General features: G+C 44.5%; 20 protein-coding genes and 1 tRNA gene. 4 read left to right on the top strand and 17 right to left on the bottom strand.

Annotated features, from left to right (window positions below; translation table 11 throughout):
- Positions 1–4 precede the first annotated feature (4 nt).
- The 7 genes from ACYVEA_RS27040 to ACYVEA_RS27070 form a co-directional block, all read right to left on the bottom strand.
- The gene (locus tag ACYVEA_RS27040) at positions 5–283 is read right to left on the bottom strand and encodes a hypothetical protein (RefSeq protein ID WP_461116548.1); all 279 of its coding nucleotides are present in this window, start codon (positions 281–283) and stop codon (positions 5–7) included.
- Between the two features lie 27 nt (positions 284–310).
- Entirely contained in the window at positions 311–910 is a 600-nt protein-coding gene (locus ACYVEA_RS27045) for an AAA family ATPase (RefSeq protein ID WP_461116549.1), read from the bottom strand.
- Between the two features lie 108 nt (positions 911–1,018).
- Positions 1,019–1,261, bottom strand: a complete 243-nt coding sequence (locus ACYVEA_RS27050; protein WP_461116550.1) for a hypothetical protein — start codon at positions 1,259–1,261, stop codon at positions 1,019–1,021.
- 357 nt (positions 1,262–1,618) lie between these two features.
- A complete protein-coding gene (locus ACYVEA_RS27055; protein WP_461116551.1) occupies positions 1,619–2,338 on the bottom strand; it encodes a hypothetical protein in 720 nt (239 codons plus the stop codon).
- Between the two features lie 66 nt (positions 2,339–2,404).
- A complete protein-coding gene (locus ACYVEA_RS27060; RefSeq protein WP_461116552.1) occupies positions 2,405–4,144 on the bottom strand; it encodes an NUMOD4 domain-containing protein in 1,740 nt (579 codons plus the stop codon).
- Positions 4,141–4,677, bottom strand: a complete 537-nt coding sequence (locus ACYVEA_RS27065; RefSeq protein WP_461116553.1) for a hypothetical protein — start codon at positions 4,675–4,677, stop codon at positions 4,141–4,143. Before ACYVEA_RS27065 ends, ACYVEA_RS27060 begins: the two co-directional genes overlap by 4 nt.
- A gap of 210 nt (positions 4,678–4,887) precedes the next feature.
- The gene (locus ACYVEA_RS27070; protein WP_461116554.1) at positions 4,888–5,088 is read right to left on the bottom strand and encodes a hypothetical protein; all 201 of its coding nucleotides are present in this window, start codon (positions 5,086–5,088) and stop codon (positions 4,888–4,890) included.
- Positions 5,089–5,200: 112 nt separating this feature from the next.
- Between ACYVEA_RS27070 and ACYVEA_RS27075 the strand changes: the two genes are divergently transcribed.
- On the top strand, positions 5,201–5,845 hold the full coding sequence (locus tag ACYVEA_RS27075) for a DUF4145 domain-containing protein (protein ID WP_461116555.1): 645 nt from the start codon (positions 5,201–5,203) through the stop codon (positions 5,843–5,845).
- A gap of 648 nt (positions 5,846–6,493) precedes the next feature.
- On the opposite strand, the gene ACYVEA_RS27080 is transcribed toward ACYVEA_RS27075, so the two are convergent.
- From ACYVEA_RS27080 to ACYVEA_RS27125, 10 genes are all read right to left on the bottom strand, one after another.
- Positions 6,494–6,901 carry a type II toxin-antitoxin system HicB family antitoxin gene (locus ACYVEA_RS27080; protein WP_461116556.1) on the bottom strand — a complete coding sequence of 136 codons (408 nt, stop codon included), beginning with the start codon at positions 6,899–6,901 and terminating at the stop codon, positions 6,494–6,496.
- A 1,233-nt stretch (positions 6,902–8,134) separates the two neighbouring features.
- Positions 8,135–8,557 carry a hypothetical protein gene (locus tag ACYVEA_RS27085; protein WP_461116557.1) on the bottom strand — a complete coding sequence of 141 codons (423 nt, stop codon included), beginning with the start codon at positions 8,555–8,557 and terminating at the stop codon, positions 8,135–8,137.
- Between the two features lie 14 nt (positions 8,558–8,571).
- The gene (locus ACYVEA_RS27090; RefSeq protein ID WP_461116558.1) at positions 8,572–9,963 is read right to left on the bottom strand and encodes a replicative DNA helicase; all 1,392 of its coding nucleotides are present in this window, start codon (positions 9,961–9,963) and stop codon (positions 8,572–8,574) included.
- Entirely contained in the window at positions 9,960–10,238 is a 279-nt protein-coding gene (locus ACYVEA_RS27095; RefSeq protein ID WP_461116559.1) for a hypothetical protein, read from the bottom strand. The genes ACYVEA_RS27090 and ACYVEA_RS27095 overlap by 4 nt, the downstream gene beginning before the upstream one ends.
- Before the next feature lie 40 nt (positions 10,239–10,278).
- Entirely contained in the window at positions 10,279–10,713 is a 435-nt protein-coding gene (locus ACYVEA_RS27100) for a DUF4373 domain-containing protein (RefSeq protein ID WP_461116560.1), read from the bottom strand.
- Positions 10,714–10,994: 281 nt separating this feature from the next.
- Positions 10,995–11,330: a helix-turn-helix domain-containing protein gene (locus tag ACYVEA_RS27105; RefSeq protein WP_461116561.1), complete on the bottom strand. Its 336-nt coding sequence runs from the start codon at positions 11,328–11,330 to the stop codon at positions 10,995–10,997.
- A 145-nt stretch (positions 11,331–11,475) separates the two neighbouring features.
- Entirely contained in the window at positions 11,476–12,642 is a 1,167-nt protein-coding gene (locus tag ACYVEA_RS27110) for a hypothetical protein (RefSeq protein WP_461116562.1), read from the bottom strand.
- Positions 12,639–13,703, bottom strand: coding sequence for a site-specific integrase (locus ACYVEA_RS27115; RefSeq protein WP_461116563.1), 1,065 nt, complete (start codon positions 13,701–13,703; stop codon positions 12,639–12,641). The genes ACYVEA_RS27110 and ACYVEA_RS27115 overlap by 4 nt, the downstream gene beginning before the upstream one ends.
- Before the next feature lie 179 nt (positions 13,704–13,882).
- Positions 13,883–13,966: transfer RNA gene (locus tag ACYVEA_RS27120), tRNA-Leu, on the bottom strand.
- Positions 13,967–14,102: 136 nt separating this feature from the next.
- A complete protein-coding gene (locus ACYVEA_RS27125) occupies positions 14,103–15,341 on the bottom strand; it encodes an ABC transporter permease (RefSeq protein WP_461116564.1) in 1,239 nt (412 codons plus the stop codon).
- Between the two features lie 149 nt (positions 15,342–15,490).
- Between ACYVEA_RS27125 and ACYVEA_RS27130 the strand changes: the two genes are divergently transcribed.
- The 3 genes from ACYVEA_RS27130 to corA all read left to right on the top strand — a co-directional run bounded on the left by ACYVEA_RS27130 (position 15,491) and on the right by corA (position 18,270).
- A complete protein-coding gene (locus ACYVEA_RS27130) occupies positions 15,491–16,753 on the top strand; it encodes an asparagine synthetase B (protein WP_461116565.1) in 1,263 nt (420 codons plus the stop codon).
- A 19-nt stretch (positions 16,754–16,772) separates the two neighbouring features.
- Positions 16,773–17,228, top strand: a complete 456-nt coding sequence (locus ACYVEA_RS27135) for a hypothetical protein (protein ID WP_461116566.1) — start codon at positions 16,773–16,775, stop codon at positions 17,226–17,228.
- Positions 17,229–17,319: 91 nt separating this feature from the next.
- Positions 17,320–18,270, top strand: coding sequence for a magnesium/cobalt transporter CorA (gene corA / locus ACYVEA_RS27140; RefSeq protein ID WP_461116567.1), 951 nt, complete (start codon positions 17,320–17,322; stop codon positions 18,268–18,270).
- The last annotated feature ends 1 nt before the right edge of the window (position 18,271 follow it).

Genomic DNA, 18,271 nt, shown 5'->3' on the forward strand with positions numbered 1-18,271 from the left:
AGTTCTAATATTTGGGCAAATAGGCTTCTAAGGCTTCATTTCCGATTTCCTTAATCGTTTTCTTACTCTTGGCTGCATGGATTTTGAGCCGTTCCATTAACTCTTCAGGTACCCAGAAATTAACGTGCGTTTCTTTTCGGGGAGTGTTAACCGTTTCGGGCTGAGGTGCCGACGGTGCAGCTGCGGACTCAACCGGCCGTACCTCCTGAATCGGTGTTTTAATCGGTTCACTGTTGAGCTTATCACTCAATGCCTTCATGGTGTTTTTATATTCCTTTGCCATAGATCAGTATCATTGATTGTATTGCCATTAGGGAAGTCGATCCAGTATCTCACTGGCCAGGTTTACGACCTCTTCCTTTGCCCGGTCATCATCACTACCAAAAACACCCTGAGTAACTACGGATCGGGTGTAACTGACCCGCTGGCTGATGGCTGTGTTATGCAGAGGGATACTGTACTTGGATAGTATTTCCTTTACCTCATCGGTCAGGCTTGTTCGGCTTAAAACCATGCTGAGGACTATACCCGCTTTAAGGGCGGGCTTAAGCTCCATACTCTGCCTCAGCAAGGCGATTGTTGCGCGGATGGCCATGGCATCCATAATGCCCGCCTTGGTCGGCACAAGCACGTAATCGGAAACAGCAAACAACTCTGCCAGGCGATTTGATAAATAGGGCGGGGTATCGACGATCACCAATTTATACTCTGTGAGCTTGCCACTCAGCAAATCGTCCAGGGGCACAATATCGATGCCGGTCAAATACTCCGCTAGATCGGTGATTGATCCCTGATAGTCGGTGTCTACCAGAGCAACGCGCGAGTTCTCCGCAAAGCAGTAAGCCAGGTTAATAGCCAGGGTCGTTTTGCCAACCCCGCCTTTCTGATGAGCGATGGTGATTACCTTCATAGCGGGGCAAATTAGATAGGCTTGTATGAAGGAACAAGCCCCTAATACATCATTTATATAATTACTGATTTATATAAATGATGTATTAGGTACTCAGGTAACAGACCGCTATCTAGCTCCAGATACGTTGAACGAGATTTCTTTAGGATCGGCCTCTACGTACTCGGTGATGGTACGGGGATACGAAACATTGGTGTCTAACTTGACTGTGTGTCCACAGACTATTGATCGTTCACATCGATGGATACTGCCACCACCAACGGCATCAGATGCCTTTCGCATGTTTCCCTTTCCACATTTAGGGCAAATAAAATCCTCAATAAAGGTCTTGACTTCAATTCGGGTAATCATGGTTTTTGAAAGTTACGGTGGGCTACATAGGTTCAAAAGTAACGTATTCGGTAACGGTGCGGGGATAGGGCTCCCTACCGGGTAAGACGGCTTCATAACCGCATAAATGCCGTGTACATTCGTGCCTTATGCCGCCCTCTGAACCGTCACCGTCCTCATTAAGGGTAAAGACGGACCCTAGTTTTTTTCTCAGTTGACCTACACCGCAGCGGGGGCATATGGCTTCAATAAGAAAGGTCTGAACCTGTGATTTTTTCTCAATAAAGAGCATTGTTTTTGAGGATTACATTTGATTAAAGATAAGGATTAAATATATATTTATATAAGTGATGTTTTATATAAATATATAGAAAAGAATTAAAGTTTGCGGCTTTGTTCGTTTCTCAATATAGCATAGAGCCTTTCTAGCTGACCGTGCCGTTCGGCTACGTCCAACAGGTTTTCATATTCCGTTTTCCGTTGCATCCTTACGTTGAAGCCGTATACCACATGCAGTTGATCATATAACTGATTCCAGGCCTTGTAATAGGCTATATTCTTGGATTCAGCCGATTGCTGGAGTAGCTGAACAACCTGGCTACGTAGGGTATCAATAGCCTGTGGTCGGGCAGGCACCTGCGGAGGTAATTCAAGGTGATGCTGCTCACGTTCTAGTAAACCATTCAGCGACCTCTCCAGCCTTGAAATTCGATCTTCATAGTCAAGTATCCGGGATTGAGTAAGTTCCTCGGATTGTGCAGCGACCTGGTGAAATATGTGCCGGTATACCTCGAATACCTCCCGAACTTTGCGGGCAATGAAGAATTCAAAACAGGAAAGTGATAGCTGATAGCGGATTTCATTCTGTCCACCCCGGCCCGCTTTTTGCGCTCCCGATCTGGAGAGCGATTGATAGTCTACCGATTCGATGAAATTCCGACGCATGGCCCGAACGGCCTTGGTTTTGTCGGCATAGACCAGAGGCCAAACCTCGTCCAGATCAATCGGGAATTCACTGCCTTGCCTGGCCAGCTGAAGTACCGTTTCAAAGTAGGTTTTGATGCTGGCCTGATCGGCACTTTTGATTAGCTCATTCATCAGTGTAAGGTAAAAAGCTCCCGTTCTGACAAGTTGCCCAAACGGGAGCTTTGGGTTGAGACATACCTAGCCTATCAAGTCCATTTCCTGGTCAATGTAACTTCCTCTGATCTTAACGTAATGTCGCTCCGTTGTGTTGATACTGCTATGACCCAATATGCCCGAAACGGCTTTGATGCTATACTTTTCCAGAAAAATCATTCCGGCTGTTTTCCGGCCGATCTTCGGGGTGAGTGGCTTATCAAAGCCGATTAGCTTCTGAATTACTTTCAGATGATTACGTAGGGTAGGGCCAGTTACTAAACGAGGGGGTTTGCCATTCACCTCAGCCCATAACTCAACAAGACGAGGTAAGACGGGTATATTACATTCGTTTTTAGGCGGCTTATCCCGACGGATGACAATTTTCAGCTTTCCAGCTAGGGTACGGGCTTCGTAACGCTCCCGGTTGTAGGCGTACCGTACGGCATCAGGTAGATCCATACCGGTCAGACAGATCAGCTTGAACCACCACAGACTGTTTTTATAGCGGGGCTCCGGATTGATGGCAAAAAGTCGATCAATGTGTTGAGGCTCTAGAAAGTAAACCTCCTTGGTTGGATTACGCGCTAATTCAACCTCGGCAACGGGATTGACAATGATGAGGTATTGACTACGTAGCCAGTCTAAGGCTTCGATCACACAGGAACAGTGATTGGTAGCGGTACCTACTGACATTCTCAAATTGAATCGCTTTTTATTGGGTGGCCCGCTAGGCTGTTGAAGTAACCAGGCATGAAACCGATCCAACCAAAAAGGGGTAATGCTCTTTGCGCGAAGTCCTGCAGCGGGCGGATAGATTGTCAGATAATCGAGGGCAAACTTTCGCCGTTCATAAGTAGCCCGTGCGATTGTACCAGCCTCGAATTTCTTTTTGTATTGGCTTAGGGAGGCACTCATTACCTCAATTAACGAAGAGTTGCCGGTGACCATTTCGCCTTGCAATTCGACTATTGTCTGACGGCCAGTACGAACTCTTCCCTTTCTAGCCATATATGAGGCTGGATAGGCAAAATCATTGCCAGCAGCGACTGGTGGTTCTCCGTACTGATACTCAAACTTGATACTATCCACCGTGGGCGCTGGCGATTCTCCTCTTTTATGTCGATTAAACTGAGTTTCCTGAATATCCTTCAAATCTGACTCGATTCGACGAATAATACGATTAGTCTCTAGTGTCGGACCATCCTTCCCCTTCATCTGACATGTGGTCTGATTCCAACGAGTTTTATCGACTACTATCATTTGGTTGAAGGTTACATTTTTAGTTTGTGGGTGAAATACTCGTTCCCGAGCCGTAAATCCGGCGTCTCGTTCACCGTCAACGTTTATACGTACCGTCAGATATCGATCATTCTCACAAACTCGGAGCCGTACAGGCACCTCTCTAAGACGAAACTGCACCGTTATAGGCATTCGTGCCCGGGTGAACTTATGTTTCTTACTAATCAATCTGACCGGGGCTATCACTAGCTTTTCAGGCTGGTTTTCAGTCGCGCTCTTTTGACCTGTAGATTTCTCATAATTGGGTAAAAAAGCCTCTACAACGGCCTGTTCGACCCGAATAAGGCTGGATTGTGTACTACCAATCGCCCTAAGGGTAATGCAGTTGTAGCCATTCTTTGCCCTATGCGGTCGGATGAGGTTTCCAGTCGCAACACTCCGGATCTTACCGGTATTGGATACTTCGTAGCGACCTTCGAATTCTGCCAAGGGTTTCCACAGTTCGGCAGACTGGCTTAGCGCGGGATATTGGAAATTGCTCATAAGGCCTCACCTCCTTTCAGGTCGAGATTCATCGTCTTGGTAATAATCTGCCGATAAAGGGCAAGTTCCTTTTCAAGCTCGGCGATTTTACGTTCCTGATGACCTGCTTTGATTTGCAGCGCTTGATCAGCTGCGTTCTGGCCAGTAGAAGCCTGTTCCAGTTTCTTCAGTAAGTGAGTCGCTGACTTATGAAGTTGACCAAATAGTTTGTTTTGAATGTCCTGATACCGGCCAATATCATCATGCAGTACGGCGCGTTCGTCCTCTTCGGTCGATTCATTCCCTACTTTACAAATTGCTTCATGAATAGCATCCTCCAACACCCAATACAGGGAGGTGACCTCGGATAAATCACGTTCGGAGTGATAGAGGCCAAGGGATAAGTTCAATTGACTGTCCCCTTCAGACAGGCGTCTGGAAGGGTTAGCCGCCGTTGACACGGTATTTCCTGCCATTGACCCAAGATTTGAGCCGTTTTCGTTGGGCTGGGTTGCATGATCCCCTTTCCCCGAGTAATTTTGTCCCGTTGACATTTTGATAGACGTTAAAGTGTTAATATTGACCCCTCCGCTCCAGGCCTCAGAAACTCAAAGCGAAGGGGTTTACTGTTTTACGTAAGGTAATAGTTCAGCTAGGCAACCTCACCGGTACTGTGTAGCCTCTTTTATTATTCCTGATTAGTAAGCGAAGTTAACTACATTCTACTACAAAACAAGATTTGTAACATGAAATGTAGTAAAGATTTATTGCTCATTCTTCTGTATACGACTTTTCCTTTTTTGCGTCTCTGCATCAATGGCAGCTTCCTGATTCTCGTACAGGTATTCAACAGCCCTATGAAGCACTCGAACGGCACTTTCATCAAAGGTTTTCATTAGTTCAGTTAGTTTATCATCGGTATCGGATTCAAACCGAATCGACCGGGGAAGCTTGGAGGTTGCCATATACAAGTTGTTATTGTTGTATAAAACTACACTACAATTCAATACAAAGTATAGGGCAATGGTAGTAAAGTGCTAATGTTGTCTTTAAACATCAAATAAAGTCAATTCAGATATGAGCAAATATAAATTACCTTCTCTCCATGAACCATCTTTCAACTGTCCACACTGTGGTGCGTTAGCAAATCAGCAATGGAGTAAAGTTTATCTTGAACTGTCTGAAGATGACGACTCAGTAGAGGTGAAAGGTTACATAGCAAATCTCTGCTTTAGTTGCAAGAAAATAGGCTTATGGTTGGAGTGGACTCGTAAATTGGTTTACCCAGCGATTGTAGAGGGTAATCTACCTGACCCAAATCAAGATCTGGATGAGGATATACAAAGCGATTATATAGAGGCGAGAAACATTTTACATTTATCACCAAGGGGGGCTACGGCTATTCTAAGGTTGTGCCTTCAAAAGCTTTGTATACAACTTGGCGAAAAGGGCAAAAACATCAATGATGACATAGCAGCGTTGGTTAAGAAAGGTCTTAATCCCAAAATACAGAAGGCGCTTGACGTTGTAAGGGTTATTGGAAACAATGCAGTACATCCTGGCGAAATCAACATAAAGGATGATCCTCAAACAGCACTAAACCTGTTGAACCTAATAAATCTTATTGCTGATGCTATGATCAGTCAGCCTAAACACATAGATGATTTATTTGAATCATTGCCAACTGCTGCACTTCAGGCAATTCAAAAGAGAGATTCTTAGAAAAGTTTACTTATCGAATTATAAGTAAGAAGGCAAATAGCCCATCAAATAGCCTTACAGCTTAGAAATTTATAAAGATGCTCATCCCCGTTAGGGCAAAGGCAGGAAAACGTCTTAAATCGCATTTATGAGCGTCGATGCCCGATTAAACAATCTACCTATAGGCATTGGGGAGGGGGCGGGTTTATTGTCTGGAAGATCGGCTTTTGCTAAACCGTTAGCCAGTTGCACACGTATCGTGGCAAAATTACAGGGGGGGGTATGCTGAGATTTCATATGATGAAACACCCCTTAATCATTTTATCAATTATATAAATGATAGATTATATATTAACGAACTTGTATACTGAATACAAGACTTATTAGAGTGAAATAACACTAAAAAAGCCGCTAAAGAATTAGCGGCTTTTTTGATTAACAATTTTTTGCAATCCAATCCCAGAAGTAGTCCTTCGATTTACCCATTGTTTCAAGGTTGGTAGAAATATGGGAAAAGGGAATTTCCTTTTTGGGGGCACGAAAGATAATTGATTGAAAGCAATCAGGGCATTCCCATTTTTCGTGCCGGTTAGTATCAACGTAGAAACACTTATGTGCTTTTAGGAATTTCAGCCAGCAACTCTTTTTGATCGGTCGATTTTGCCCCATTTAGACAGTCAGCAATTGTTCTTCAATAGGGGTATCTTCCGGTAAGTCAAAATTCCTTAATACGCCATTCCTATCAACATAAGCCGTATTTTCAAACTTGTCCGATTCTCGGCTTACTGCTGACCAGCCTAGTTTACTAAGATGTTCAAATGATTTTGGCCTGGATGCGGCAAATAGCTTTTGGCAGAAATCAGGCAAAATGGCATCTTTAAGCATTTCGCTGGCTTCTTGTTCAGTATCTCCGTATGCAGACAAATTCAAGGATGGTATATAGTGCACGATAAATCCATTGTCCTCGAATGTGTATATACTAAATGTGCCCTTTATCATCCCCCGCCCATAATCAATGGTGAGCTTGTTTTGAGCACAAGGTTCGCTTCGATGATTAATCGCTAAAGTATAATCCATTTTTCTGCCCACCGTCCCTGGCGGGCGTTTATATTGTAACGTCCCTATTACAAATATGTAACAAATATAGAACAAACAATTCGATCAAATGATATTCAATGAAAGCAAATAGTTTCTAATGCTTATGGAAGAAGTGGTGATGGAAGAGATATTGTTTTTGATCAACGTTATCTGATTTTGATACGACGGTCATAACAGAATACTTTAGGAGCATTCGGCTATGGGTCTGGGATACCTACAAGGTCCGACTCACAGAGCCCGATCCGGAAAAGCGTAAGGTATAGGCGCTTCACTTCTTTTTCCTCAAAATTGGGGAAAGGGTTTTCGACTGGATGTCGAGTAGCAACGTATATGCTGTTTGCTTGCCATTTTGGGCAAGCAAGTTTTTAACTCGACCGGATGTCGAGTAGCAAGGTAGGTTTTTACCATTTTGGGTAAAAATCAAAGGTAACGGCACATAGATCTCCATGCCTTTCGCCTAAATGAACCGTTAACTTAAATTTAAACGCATTTCGTCAAAAGTCGGGAGGGGGTTGAAGTGCTGATTATCAGCATTAATTCAAATCTGTCTCTTGTGCAGAGGTCAATCCTTTACGGATAGATGTAACCGAAACGGTCAATATAGAACAAGGGTAATTTCGAGGATATTATGACCGGGATTTCTTTCGGCAATGTTTACGGTTCAGTATTAGAGTAGGTGAAAGCAGCTGTCAGGCGGTTAATCTCTTTACACCCATAAATGGCACATAGTATCGGGCGGTTCCTATTTTCGTTCAGAAAAGTTGATTGATACCCTGTACTTAACGGTACACCCCCCCCATATGCTATTTTGGCGGGGATTTCTTCTGGCAGGGTTTACGGTGCAGCTAATTCTGTATTTGAGATACCTACTTTTCCTCGAAAAAGCGGTGACATCGCGCGTTTTTATGCCAAAAATGTCAATTAATTGATAGGGAATTAACGCCAAAATAAGACCCTATTGCCACTAAACGCAATGTAACCACTTGTTCACGCGTGTGAATTTTGACGGGAATCTTTTTCGGCAACAGTAACGGTGCAGCAAATACTCCCTTGCCTGTAATTTGACACGGATATTTTTTGGGTACTCTTACGGTTTAGCAGTCGCGTTCTTTTGAAGATTTTACCCCCCCTGGGGTTCGACATGATGTCGAATCTAGATTACTGATAGCCCTTTGTAACTATCATTCATTGACTATCCTCTACCGCTCACCTCTATACGTTCCCCTTAGCCGCTGCCCTACGTTGGTGCCACTGCTTACGGTAGTCCTTACGGGCTTGACTTCTGATCCGTTCACGTTCCCTCACCTCTGGGTTCTTCCGGTGTTCTCTGGCATAGTCTATTGTCGACTGATAGGTGATTGCTTTAGAGGCAGGGGAGAACCTTGAGCCGGCAATGCGGGTAGTGAACCACTGGTCAGTGATGGGGCAAAGGTAGAAGTAAACCTTACATATCAGCTTAGCGGCCTCTTTGATAAGCCGGTCCTGTTCTTTCTTTAACTTCATCCCCTCTGCTGAGTACGTAACTCGTCGACTCGGCGAAACAAAGCGCTTACCCGTAAACTTACAGGTGTGCCAATACAGGGTAGTTGCTGGGAAGGTTTGGGTGAACTTCCGTGAGATCAATCCTTTCTTCATAGCGATGGTATTGTTTAGAATTTCGGTTCGCGTGATTCGTCGTCTTGTGAGCTTGTATGAAAGCGATTAGTTGGCGCATCGTATTGGGTAATCAAAGGACCGTTACTACCCGGATCGGCGCCCGATTGAGTTGCTTTTCCGTTCCGCAATTTGAGCGCGTGAATCTCTAGTGTACTTTCCGCTGCTGATCCATCTTCGTAATTCAGCCCGTTTCGGTGGGGGCTAAACAGCATTAAGACATTATTGGCATCCTGTTCTAGACTACCACTTTCCCGAAGATCACCTAACACCGGCCGTTTATCCCAGCCTACACGTTTCTCACATTCCCGACTTAACTGAGATAGCCCTACTACAACCATGCCTGTATCCTGAGCCAATGCTTTAAGTGAGTTAGATACTTCACTGACCCGATCGTAGGCTTTACTAAATCGACTATCCCGCACCAGTTGAATGTAGTCTACAGCTAGCAGGGTAATACCATGCCGACGATGCCACTCGCGAGCAGTGGCTAATAAGTCCGGTAATTGGATTGACGAATCGCGTATGTGTAGTGGTAGTTTTGCCAAGGCTCCTAAATGTTCATGAACCAAAGGCATGTCGACTCCTTTTCCCTGTTGAAGCTGGAAATTGGAAAAGCCGGTCTGATGGGCTAAGGCGCGACGCATCACTTCGCGGCCTTTCATTTCTAGTGAAAATAGTCCAGCTGGTTGATCAAGGGTCAAGGTATGGTGAAGCAGCCAGTGCAGGAGAAAAGCACTCTTCCCCGTTGCAGGCCGGGCAGCCAAGATGACAAAATTTCCCTTCTCAAAGCCGCCCGTACGAATATCAAGTGATGGTATGCCGGTTGTTAAACCTGGCGCTTGTCCTCGTTGTCGAGCTTCCAGATCGGATAAGACTTCTGTTAGAAAATGATCGGGGCCAACTTCTTCAGAGGTGGCGAGTTGCGCGGTAATCTGACTAAGATCATCCTGGACCCGGCTCAGCATCTCCAGTGGATCAACCGATGGGTCCAGGCACGTTCTAGCTAGTTTCCCGCCATAGGTATGTAGATAACGACGTAGTGCCAGTTGGAATAATATTCGGCACTTTTCCTCAAAGTGACCGGATACACCCCGTCCGGCAATGTCGACCAGGTCGTACATAGTTATGACGGTGCCAAGGAGATTATGTGTGCGGAGGTAATGCGTCACCGAATGGATATCTACCCCCTGAGCCGCGGCAAAAATGTCGGCTACTGCCCGGTGAATATGTTGATGCTTGGGAATATAGAATGCGTTGGCTTTGGGTAAGAGCCGAAGCAAGTCGTAAACTAGATTCGGCTCTGCCAACACGGCTCCTAATACGGCCGCTTCGAGGTCTTCGTCAACGTTGACTAGATGATTGGGGATTTCCTGTAAGCTTGTCATCGGATCTCAGCGAGTTGGGTAGGACGGGCGGCAAGGGGTTTTGTTACATTGATAGCAGATCCGGCTTGGGGATGCGTTTTGGCGACTTCATCAATGACCCAGCTATTGATAGCTCCGTAATCAGATTTGTACTCTTTTCCGTTGGCCAGTTTGTAACTGGAGAGCTTATCCAGACAGCGCTCGACGAAAGGCTTGCCATATTTTACTACTAAGGCATTATACTCGTCGGGTTTAAGTCGGACGTTTTCCCGGTAGGTTTGCTTTACATCAATCAAATCGACGCTTTTATCCTTAGATACGTTAGTATCTTTTACTTTACTTTTCTTTACTTTGTGGTGTTTCTGTCACAGAAACCGGCGTTTCTGTGACAGATTGGCGTTCTCGCGCCGTCTGAGCGACTTTTCGAGACTTGTCTCGCTTATCAAACACCGGTTCTAAGGCTTTATTTAGATCGGGGCAAATCAAAAATCCTTCTTCATTCCTCGCAAACAACCCTATTTTTTCTGCAAGCTGTAGCAAACTGTTTATTTCTGTGACAGAAACCCCAAAGTCGCCTGATAACAGTTCCATTTCCAACTCTTCAGTACTGAGCTGTATAAAGTCGGCCTCTGTTAAGGCTTCGAGCAGCATTAGCACCAGGCCATATCCAGAGGCTCCAAACCGGGCTCGAATGGCCTTAATGCGTCGGTCGTTACGGAAATTAGCATTGTGGGTGAAATAATCGGCATTATTACGGGAAGGACGGGCCATAGTTTAGTGATCAGGATTTGCAGCCAATGCTCAACCCCTGTTGTGTTTTGGTAAGCAAATAGAGCCAGGCTTGCAAACTTGGAGCTTCGGAGACGATATGGGTTTGTACATTCGTTTCCCAAGGAAGTACTTTGAGAGAGCCTTTGGAAGCATCAGTAACAATTCGACATGAGGTTCCGCTAATAACAGCCCGAACGATATACCCGAAGGATGTAGGGCCGCAAAGTAGCACTTCACCATTATAAGCTCGAATAGCTGAAGTAATTTGGTGAAGGCTCATACTAAGCACTTTTCTTCCTCAATGGTTTTGTACTTACGTAAGCCGACGCTTCCCGTTCAATTTCATCTGTCGTTTTAACTCGGTTACGTTTCAACCAAGCGTTTAGCTCATCACGATCAAAATAAATCGTCTTTCCTTCAGGTTTGTAATGTGGGATCGAGTTGGAAGAGGTCAATTTGTAGAGATATGACTTACTAATACCTGAGTAGGTAGAAGCCTCCTCCAGGGTCAATGTTTCTTTTTGCCCGGCCAATAGTCTTTCAATACGAGCCAATTGCTGGCCTTGTTGATAAAGTTGTAAGCCTAAATCAGCCCCACTTGTTGTAGTTGATACCATTTTTCAAAACTGTGAACAGGAAGAAAAGATGGGCTTTTGCAAAGGCCCAGCTAACAACCGCTAGCGTTGGCAAAGGTGGGCTATAAAAGAAAGCAAACACCTCCACATAAAAGGGAGGTGGAGGTTGAGGTGGAGGAGTGGAGGATTATAAAAACTCACTTAACAAAGCGTCAATCTGTTCCTTTTTTTTGTAACTTAAATCTACCTCTAACCTTTGATTAAGACTTTTAAAATCACAGTCAAATGGGCTTCCATCTGCTTGTACAAAACAGACCTTTATCTTTTGGTAATTCATGGGTTTAGTTAGGGCATTAATATATCCATTTTCTGAGAGAGATCTAACGAAATACAGTAATTCACTTGGCAATGCTTTCCACTTAACTGGCTGGAATGTCCCAATCTTTACTCCAGAGAACGCGGCTTTAAAATCGCTGATGCTTGTTTGATAAATGTGTTGATTAATGAGTTTATTGTAAAGTAATAACAGCTCATCATCCTCGTTGCCGTTGATCCATCTGTATGAAAAAATACTCTCTTTTTTTGATGATTCTAAGGAAGGTTGCGAGGCCTTAGAGGCTTTTTCGTTTTTAATAAAAAATGGTAATAATGTTTTATGGTACTGCTCGACGTTGCTCTCAAATAAAATTAATTTATCAATTTCTTGTAGTCTTTTTTCTTCAGATAATTCATTTAGATAGCTGAATTGTTTATCATACTCCAAATCTATATGTTTATTGTTTTCACGCTTGATTCTAAGGTAGAATAAGGTACGAGTAGCTAGTTTTAAGACACCCAAACTCGGATCTCTTACAAGTAATCCCTCAGCAAGGGATTGTAAGAAGCCCAAATTTTTATCAACATTACTAAAATACCTGTCAAGTATTTGTATAAGCTCTTCGAATATTTGATGATCTTCAATGAGATCTTTTAATATTTGTTGATCATCAATAAGTTCTCTTAATGTTTGTTGATCTTCAACAATTACCTCGCGTATTTTATAGTCTGCAATGAGCTCTTTAAAGTTAATAAGCCGTTCGAGCTTTTGATAGGCTTCAACAAATTCAATAGACCCTTGTCTGTCTTCAATTAATATGGGCTTCTTTAAGAGAGCCGATAAACTGTTCTGAGTTATATACACATTACTGGTAAATACATTTTCTGCCGTTCTAAATAAATCATCTGTACTACTTTTATCAAAAGATAGTTTTGCGAAAGCAGTATATAGATCCTTCATTGAATCCTTTAAAAATCCTTCATTAAACTCCTGAATCTTAATAATGGCCTCATTGATATGTTCTGTGACGGTCTTCATAATTCAATCTCAGGTAAACGGTTAACAGCATCTTGTTTGAGGGACTCTACAATACGCACATACTTCTGAGTATGCTCAAAGCTGGTATGGCCTAGTAGAGAGGAAGCACTACTTACATCAGCGCCAAAAATGATAAGGTTCGTAGCGAACGAATGACGTGCAACGTGAAAGGTGACCGTTTTGGATAGCCCTGCTCGATTTTTCCAGACCTTTAGGCTCTTAGATATACCGGTGTGGGAGGGAAGTATAAAAACAAAATCGTCGGGCTTTCCAGGCGATCCTAATAGCCGCTGTGCCGTTAGGTTGAGGTTGATGATTACCGGCTTCTGAGTTTTGTTCTGAATAATTCTAAGTCGTCCCTCTTGGTAATGCTTCCATTGCAAACTCTTTACGTCGCTGTAGCGTAGCCCCGTATTACAGGCGATGAGAAAGGCTCGTTTCACTTCGTCGTTACCACAGTCGGTTTTTGCTAGTAATTGAAGCTCTTCGACGCTGAGAATGTCTTTACTAACAGTTATCTCTGGTTTTTTATTGGGAACGTCCTGAGAGGGATTCGCCAGAAATATACCATCGCGTACGGCCTGTTTAATGACCTTTTTGAACTTGGCAAAGAAGTCATACGGCGTTTCTCCGCTGAGATTCGGATGATCATCCATCCAAATTCGGAAATCACGACAAAAATTCTCTGTGATTTCTTTAGATGACAGGTAATCGGTTGCGGCAAATTCTCGAAGGTACTTAAGGGTATAACGCATCATACGTATATCCTTTTTAGTGTAGCGGTCAATATACGACTGCATATAGTCGAAGAAGTTGACCTTTTGCTTTAAGGCGGGAGCGACCCCGTTTTGCTCGGCTCCTGCCTGAAGCTCTCGTTTAGCCCTAATATTCTCAGCCGTCTGGGTAACAGCTTTATTATGTTGCTTCTCTAAATCGTCTTTCGGCCGCTTATAGAGGTAAAGTTTAAGGAACTCGTACTTGCGCTGCTCACCGTTGTATAAGTCGAGATAGAGGCTCAATTTGCCATTTGCAAGTACTTTCTTTCTGAGTTTAACCGCCATTTGCCGTTGTTACGCTTTTGTTTTCCGTTACTAATATAAGAACTAATGAGTAACAAATGAGTAACAAGAAATGAATAAGTAACAGAAAACAATGGAAAAGGGAATGCTATAAAAACACAAAAGCCACTGATTATCAGTGGCTTTTACTTTCTCTTGTTTGCCCTTGTTAGGGCCTATTGTACCGGGAGCCGGACTCGAACCGGCATGTCCTTGCAGACAATGGTGTTTGAGACCATCGCGTCTACCGATTCCGCCATCCCGGCGACAGAATCGTCTCTGTTTCCAGAGATGCGTTTGTCAAACGTGGGTGCAAAAGTAAGGATCTATAAACAATATACAATGGTTAATTTAGAAATTTATTCTAAATCCAGGCACTGCATTCCCCATCTTTCATGCCATCTACTCATAACGCAAGGCTTCAATAGGATCCAGTTTCGACGCACGAACGGCTGGATAAATACCCGCAAAGAGTCCTACCGATACACAGACGACAATGCCCAAGCCCATCCAGGCCCAGGGTACTACAAATCCGCCGTTACCCTGACTGACAACGCCCGAAATTAAATTGCCTATCCCTAAGCCCAGTAGTACACCGCCTAAACCGCCAAGAATGCAAATGACAATGGCCTCGATCAGAAACTGTTCGCGGATACGTTTGGGTGTAGCACCGAGTGATTTACGGATACCAATCTCCCGCGTTCGCTCTGTGACAGATACCAGCATAATGTTCAGCAGCGCAATGGAAGCGCCCAGTAACGTAATAAATCCAATTCCAAAGCCACCCATGCGTAGATACCCCGTGATATTAGCCGTTTCCTTCGCCAGTTCGTCGGCACGTTCTATATCAAAGGAATCAGGTTGTCCAAGTTGATCGTGACGCACCTGGCGCATAACCCCACGCGCTTCATCGACAGCTTCGTCCTGGTCAGAAACGGTTGGCACGGACGTAGTAATGTCGAATGAAAGTTTCTGCGTTCCGGCCAGGGCGCGTGCATTGTTCAAAGGAATGAGAATCATACGATCATCACCACCACCCGAAAAACCGCCTTTCTTAGCTAACAAACCCACAATTTTATACTGCGTACCGGATACCCGAATCACTTGGTTAAGTGGGTTTAATTTCCCTTCGAATAGGGTATTGGCTACTTCACTGCCAATAATAGCCACATTGAGCGCATACGTTAAGTCATTGGGGGTCAGGTTTCGACCGCTCTGAAGCGTGAATCCTTTCACGGTCAGATACGTATCGTCGCCCCCGGTAAGTTGGATATTGGGGTTCGTTTTTTTTGAACCGAATTTAGCCTGGGCCGATCCTGTTACAACGGATGAAACGGAGATGGTAGCCCCGTACTGAAATCGCCGTTTGAACTGTATAGCGTCGAAATAATCAATGGGTGCGTCCTGCTTCAGCACCCGGCCACCGCGACGGAAAGCATCTTGCCGGGCTACAATACTGAACGTATTGGCACCCAGTCCGGCAAAGCTATTGTCAACCGAACTCTGAATACCGTCAATGGCCGTTAGGATGCCAACCAGCGACGTAATGCCAATGGCAATTATAAGCGAAGTCAGGATGGTACGCAGGCGGTTACCCGCAATCGAGCGAAGACCTTCGCGTATATTTTCGATGAAGTTCATTTGCAGGGAGCATAGAGCATGGGGCTTGGGGCAAGGGCATTAACAAATTCCTATATACTTTAACCCTGGGACCCATACTTTTTTTGCACAATATTTGTGTATATTTCGTTATGACAAAACTACCAAGAGCATTCTTAACGGGGAAACCAATGAAACGGCTGCTGTTACCGCTTATCCTAATTCTGGTCTTGACGGGCCAGGTTTTGGCATCTAAAATTCTGATTCCTATGGATGACTCCCAGAAGAATCACCTTAAAGCCTATGGTATAGCGTATTGGGTATTGAAAACCCATGACACAGAGATTGATTGGTTACTCAATTATCGCGGTGGTTCGTTTATGATGCCGCAAAGCCAGACGTTCATCAACGAAATGGTGATTCGGGGTGTTAGCTACGAAGTTATTTCGGATGCTCAGTCAGCGCAAATTTTAAGTGAAGTGGCGGCAGCCGATGCCAATATGGATGCGGTTAAACTGCAGAAACCACCGAAAGTGGCCGTTTATTCCCCTAAAACGAAACAACCCTGGGATGATGCAGTAACGATGGTGATGACCTATGCCGAAATTCCTTACGATGTTGTTTTCGATGAAGAAGTAATGAACGGTAAACTGCCCGAATATGACTGGCTTCACCTGCACCACGAGGATTTTACGGGTCAATATGGCAAGTTTTTTCACTTCAAAGATCAGCCCTGGTATATTGCTCAAAAAAATGAAGCTGAGTCAATTACCCGTAAATTTGGCTTCACTAAAGTTCCGCAGTTGAAACTGGCAGTAGCGCAGAAAATTCGTGATTTTGTGCTGGGTGGCGGTTATCTGTTCGCCATGTGTAACGCTACCGATACGTATGACATTGCCTTGTCGGCTCACAACACAGACATTGTGGATACGTTTTATGACGGCGATCCTGCTGATCCCAGCGCCAATAGTAAGCTGGATTACAGCCAGACGTTTGCGTTCCGAAACTTTCAGGTCTATACGAATCCGTATTTAATTGAATTCTCGAATATTGACAACCAGCCCGAAGAACGCGGTCTGAGCGAACATAACGACTACTTTACGCTGTTTCAGTTCTCGGCAAAATACGATCCTATTCCAACCATGCTGACGCAGAATCACCTAAATGTCATCAAGGGATTTATGGGTCAAACAACGGCTTTCAAGAAAAACTACATCAAACCCGAAGTCGTAATTATGGCCGAAAATCGTGCAGCAGGGGAGGCTCGATACATTCACTCGCCATACGGCCGGGGCTTTTTTACCTTCTATGGTGGGCATGACCCCGAGGATTATCGTCACGAAATAGGGGAAGAACCTACCGATCTTAATTTGCACCCTAATTCAGCCGGTTATCGGCTGATTCTCAACAACATCCTGTTCCCTGCGGCCAAGAAGAAAAAACAAAAAACGTAGGAATAGATACATACTAAACATGGAAACCTTCACAGAAACACAACGTTTTCGCCAGGGATGGGTTTGGCTCATTATAGGCTTTAGCGTACTCATTTTTTTTGGCTCATTATCCACCGTTGACGCATGGAGCAAACCAGTAACTTGGTTAAGTACGATGCCGTTGCTGTTGATTGTGGGACTACTCTACGCCTGGCAATTGGATACCCAGTTGGATTCGGAAGGTATTCATTACCGTATTTTTCCGATTTTCCCCTGGCGGACAATTCCCTGGCGGGTTATTCAATCTACCTCGGTCGTTCAGTATAGTTATGTAGGCTATGGGATTCGCTGGGGATTTGAAGGCTGGGTGTATAATGTTGCGGGAGATAAGGGGATACGCGTGCTTTTTGACGCTAATCGACGTATCACTATTGGCACCCAACGGTCCGATGAGGTGCAGCATTTTCTGGATCAACTAATCGTTGTTCGTAGTTAATTCCAATGTCAGTGGGGAAATAACGTAGCGATAACCAACAGTTCGATCGTTTTCTGCGAACTTTACCGCCGAATATTCTACTGTCGACGTTATGATTCGCATTTTTCAGCAAGACGCTACTTCTGTTCGCAAAATCCGTGATATTGATTCCTTCTCTAATACGGAGCGGACATTATGGGTCGACCTGCAAAACCCGACGGCTACCGAAATCAAGCGGGTAGAAGAAAAATTTGATGTCGATTTTCTGAGCCAGCAGGAACAGCTAGAAATTGAAAGCAGCTCGCGCTACATTGAGGAGGACGATTTTCTGATCGCGAACTCCAACTTTCTCGTTCCAGACACTGAACATCGATACGTAACGGTGCCCGTCAGTTTTTTGCTGAAAGATGACACGTTGTTTACGTATCGCAATGCTGACCTGAAAGCTTTTGCCGACACCGTGAAGCGGATCAAGTCGCGTCGGGCTCTGTTCAACGATGGCGCCCAAATTCTAATTTCTATCTTCGAGTCCAGAATTGATTCGGATGCCGATTTGATTGAAATGGTGTCCGGCGAAATTAAGGCGATCAACCGGATGCTCGATCTGGACGCCAATCTTGACCGCGAAATGCTCCTGAATATTAACGATTACCAGGAACTGACGATGTCCATTCGCGAAAATGTGGTTGATAAACAACGGGTTATATCGGCCATGATACGTTCTGATGGGTGGTTTAACGAACTTGAACAGCAGCGTTTGCGAACGTTGATCAAAGATATCAACTCCCTGATCGACCATACGAATTTCATATTCGAGCGCCTAGAATTTTTGCAAAACACCTACCTCGGTCTCATTGACCTGGAGCAAAACCGGGTCGTCAAAATCTTCACCGTCGTGTCGCTGGTATTTTTACCTCCAACGTTATTGGCCAGTATCTGGGGAATGAACTTCGATGAGATGCCGGAAGTCCACTGGAAATATGGATACGTTTTTGCCCTGACCATGATGATTTTGTCTTCGGCGCTGACAGTCTGGATATTCCGACGTAAAAACTGGCTGTAGC

Source organism: Spirosoma jeollabukense (genome assembly GCF_054777855.1).

Coding starts and splice junctions, on each gene's coding strand:
- ACYVEA_RS27040 (WP_461116548.1), bottom strand. CDS start 283: ATGGCAAAGGAATATAAAAACACCATGAAGGCATTGAGTGATAAGCTC.
- ACYVEA_RS27045 (WP_461116549.1), bottom strand. CDS start 910: ATGAAGGTAATCACCATCGCTCATCAGAAAGGCGGGGTTGGCAAAACG.
- ACYVEA_RS27050 (WP_461116550.1), bottom strand. CDS start 1,261: ATGATTACCCGAATTGAAGTCAAGACCTTTATTGAGGATTTTATTTGC.
- ACYVEA_RS27055 (WP_461116551.1), bottom strand. CDS start 2,338: ATGAATGAGCTAATCAAAAGTGCCGATCAGGCCAGCATCAAAACCTAC.
- ACYVEA_RS27060 (WP_461116552.1), bottom strand. CDS start 4,144: ATGAGCAATTTCCAATATCCCGCGCTAAGCCAGTCTGCCGAACTGTGG.
- ACYVEA_RS27065 (WP_461116553.1), bottom strand. CDS start 4,677: ATGTCAACGGGACAAAATTACTCGGGGAAAGGGGATCATGCAACCCAG.
- ACYVEA_RS27070 (WP_461116554.1), bottom strand. CDS start 5,088: ATGGCAACCTCCAAGCTTCCCCGGTCGATTCGGTTTGAATCCGATACC.
- ACYVEA_RS27075 (WP_461116555.1), top strand. CDS start 5,201: ATGAGCAAATATAAATTACCTTCTCTCCATGAACCATCTTTCAACTGT.
- ACYVEA_RS27080 (WP_461116556.1), bottom strand. CDS start 6,901: ATGGATTATACTTTAGCGATTAATCATCGAAGCGAACCTTGTGCTCAA.
- ACYVEA_RS27085 (WP_461116557.1), bottom strand. CDS start 8,557: ATGAAGAAAGGATTGATCTCACGGAAGTTCACCCAAACCTTCCCAGCA.
- ACYVEA_RS27090 (WP_461116558.1), bottom strand. CDS start 9,963: ATGACAAGCTTACAGGAAATCCCCAATCATCTAGTCAACGTTGACGAA.
- ACYVEA_RS27100 (WP_461116560.1), bottom strand. CDS start 10,713: ATGGCCCGTCCTTCCCGTAATAATGCCGATTATTTCACCCACAATGCT.
- ACYVEA_RS27105 (WP_461116561.1), bottom strand. CDS start 11,330: ATGGTATCAACTACAACAAGTGGGGCTGATTTAGGCTTACAACTTTAT.
- ACYVEA_RS27110 (WP_461116562.1), bottom strand. CDS start 12,642: ATGAAGACCGTCACAGAACATATCAATGAGGCCATTATTAAGATTCAG.
- ACYVEA_RS27115 (WP_461116563.1), bottom strand. CDS start 13,703: ATGGCGGTTAAACTCAGAAAGAAAGTACTTGCAAATGGCAAATTGAGC.
- ACYVEA_RS27125 (WP_461116564.1), bottom strand. CDS start 15,341: ATGAACTTCATCGAAAATATACGCGAAGGTCTTCGCTCGATTGCGGGT.
- ACYVEA_RS27130 (WP_461116565.1), top strand. CDS start 15,491: ATGAAACGGCTGCTGTTACCGCTTATCCTAATTCTGGTCTTGACGGGC.
- ACYVEA_RS27135 (WP_461116566.1), top strand. CDS start 16,773: ATGGAAACCTTCACAGAAACACAACGTTTTCGCCAGGGATGGGTTTGG.
- corA (WP_461116567.1), top strand. CDS start 17,320: ATGATTCGCATTTTTCAGCAAGACGCTACTTCTGTTCGCAAAATCCGT.